Source organism: Streptomyces aurantiacus (assembly GCF_001418335.1).
GTDB lineage: Bacteria > Actinomycetota > Actinomycetes > Streptomycetales > Streptomycetaceae > Streptomyces > Streptomyces aurantiacus.
In genome coordinates, this window is sequence record NZ_LIPP01000379.1 from 1 (window position 1) to 2717 (window position 2717).

Genomic DNA, 2717 nt, shown 5'->3' on the forward strand with positions numbered 1-2717 from the left:
GGTGGCGCGGGGGGCTCGCTGGGGGACGAGAGGGCACTGGGAGCGACATCGGCTCATTAGGGGCGGTTCGGCGAGGTCCTGCGAGGTCCTGTGAAGTGCCGTGAGGTGAGTCGGAGGTGAGTCGGGAGAATCCTTGAGAAACCGTTCGGCTGGTTTTATTCTGAACCGCGAGGTCGTCGGCCTACGATACCGACCTCTTGGTCTCTTTTCCCGGTGAGCCGGGATGGTACGGAGGTTCCCCGTGGCGCGGCAAGAGCGAGCCATTCGGACGCGACGGGCGATTCTCGTGGCGGCGGCCGAGGTGTTCGACGAGGTCGGATACGAGGCGGCGACCATTTCGGACGTCCTCAAGAAGTCGGGCATGACCAAGGGCGCCCTCTACTTCCACTTCACGTCCAAGGACGAGCTGGCCCAGGCGGTTCTCGCCGGGCAGGTCGACTCTCTGCCGCGCGTGCCGGAGCAGGAGTTGAAGCTCCAGCAGTCGCTGGACGAGGCGCTGCTGCTCGCGTATCTGCTCAAGCAGGACACCGGGGACCCGATCGTTCAGGGCAGCGTGCGACTGACCGTCGACCAGGGGTCTCCCAAGGACCATCTCAACCGCCGGGTGCCGATGCGGGCCTGGCAGGACCACACCCGCGCCCTCTTCCAAGAGGCCAAGGCCAAGGGTGAGGTGCTGCCGCACGCCGATGTGGACGCGCTGGCCAAGCTGTTCGTCGGCGCCTTCACGGGTGTCCAGGTGCTGTCGCGGATCATGACGGGCCGCGCGGACCTGGCGGAACGGGTGGCCGACCTCTACCGGCATCTGATGCCGTCGGTCGCGGTGCCGGGTGTCCTCGTACGGCTGGACTTCTCGCAGGAACGGGCGGCCCGCGTCCACGCGGAGGCCGTGCGGTTGCACGAGGCCGAGAAGGAGGCAGCCGAGAGTGAGGCGGCCGTGAGTGAGGCGGCGGCGGTCGAGCGGGAGAGGGCGGCCGAGGGGAACGGGGTCGCCTCGGGTGAGACCGGAGCGCGGGCGCGGAGCGCGCGGAGTGAGTCGTCGGCGGAGGCCGTGACCTTCGTCCAGTGAGGCGCCCCGTGTCGGCGGGGCGCGCGAACGACCTACCGAACGGAGTGCACGGATGGACATGCCCGCTTGCCCGTACGCGTTGGACGTGACGGGACGCGACCTCGCCTCGGAGGCCGAGAAGCTGCGCTCGCGAGGGCCGGTGGCCCAGGTGGAACTGCCGGGCAACGTGGCCGCCTGGGCGGTCGTACGGCAGAAGTACGTCAAGCAGCTCCTGCTCGATCCGCGAGTGTCCAAGGACGCCCGGCAGCACTGGCCCGCCTTCGTCGAGGGCCGGGTGGACGCCGAGTGGCCGCTGTATCCGTGGGTCGCCAACGAGAACATGCTGTTCGCCTACGGAGAGCACCATGCCCGGCTGCGGCGGCTGGTCGCGGGCGCGTTCACCGCACGCCGGAGCGAGGCCCTGCGCCCGCGGATAGAGGAGCTCACGGCCGGGCTGCTGGACACGCTGGCCGCCGTACCGGCCGGTGAACGGATCGATCTGCGAACCGAGTTCGCCAAGCTGCTGCCGATGCGGGTGATCTGCGAGCTGTTCGGGGTGGCCGAGCAGGCGCGCGAACCGCTGTGCACGGCGCTGGAGTTGGTGTTCGGCACGGCGGTGCCGGCCGAGCGGATGGCCGCCGCGCAGGTCGAGGTCTTCGGGATGCTGGCTCAGCTCGTGGCCGAGAAGCGGGCCAGCCCCGGCGGCGATCTGACGTCCGCGCTGATCGAGGCCCGCGACCAGGACGGCGGGCTCACCGAGCAGGAACTCCTCGGCACCCTCTACCTCATGATCGCCGCCGGCCAGGAGACGACCTGCACGCTCATCACCAACGCCGTCGGGGCGCTCCTCGCGCACCCCGAGCAACTGGCCCACGTACGCGCGGGCCGGGCGACCTGGGCGGACGCGGTGGACGAGACGCTGCGGGCACACAGCCCGGCGGCGTACTCGCCGATGCGGTTCGCGGTGGACGACATCGAGTTGACGGAGGAGCTGAAGGGGGCGCTGAAGGAGGAGTTGAAGGAGGAGGGGAAGGGGGAGCTGAAGGAGGATGAGCAGCCCGGTGTGGTGATCCGCAAGGGGGACCCCATCCTCGTCTCCTTCGCGGCGGCGTCCGGGGACCCCGAGGCGTACGGGGACGATGTCGCCGTCTTCGATCTGCTGCGGCCGGGCCGCCGTGAGGACCTGGCCTTCGGTCACGGGGTGCACCGGTGCCTGGGGGCGCCGCTCGCGCGGATCGAGGCGGGCGTGGCACTGGCCCAACTGTTCGAGCGCTTCCCTCAACTGTCCCTGGCGGTACCGGTGGACGGGATCGAGCCAGTGGAGTCGTTCATCGTCAACGGCTATGGCTCACTGCCTGTTCAGCTCTAGAAACCGCACGCGCGGTTTGTTAAAGTGGCTGTGCCTTTCCGGCCAACATGCCCTCGTGGTCCTCGCAACAACGGAGCGTCCTATGGCCCAGCAGGAGCGAGCGGTGCGTACGCGCAACGCGTTGATCGAGTCGGCGGCCGAGCTCTTCAGCAAGTACGGCTTCGACGTCGTGTCCCTGTCCACGATCAGCGCGCGAGCCGGAGTCAGCAACGGCGCGCTGCACTTCCACTTCGCCAGCAAGGCGGCGCTGTCCGCGGCGGTGTGGGAGGCGGCGGCGCAGCGGCTGCGCCAGATCACACACGC

The 2717-nt window shown here is 69.5% G+C and carries 2 protein-coding genes and 1 pseudogene; all 3 read left to right on the top strand.

Features of this window, described 5'->3' with window-relative positions:
- Positions 1-241: 241 nt before the first annotated feature.
- A pseudogene (locus AOK01_RS35830) lies at positions 242-919 on the top strand (ScbR family autoregulator-binding transcription factor); the annotation flags it as partial.
- Between the two features lie 199 nt (positions 920-1118).
- A complete protein-coding gene (locus AOK01_RS35835; RefSeq protein WP_055519117.1) occupies positions 1119-2414 on the top strand; it encodes a cytochrome P450 family protein in 1296 nt (431 codons plus the stop codon).
- 82 nt (positions 2415-2496) lie between these two features.
- Positions 2497-2717, top strand: a 221-nt coding sequence (locus AOK01_RS35840; protein ID WP_157871633.1) for a TetR family transcriptional regulator, incomplete at its 3' end; no start/stop codon positions are given.

Bases quoted from the DNA above. Each gene is read 5' to 3' on its own strand.
- AOK01_RS35835 (WP_055519117.1), top strand. From the start codon at position 1,119: ATGGACATGCCCGCTTGCCCGTACGCGTTGGACGTGACGGGACGCGAC.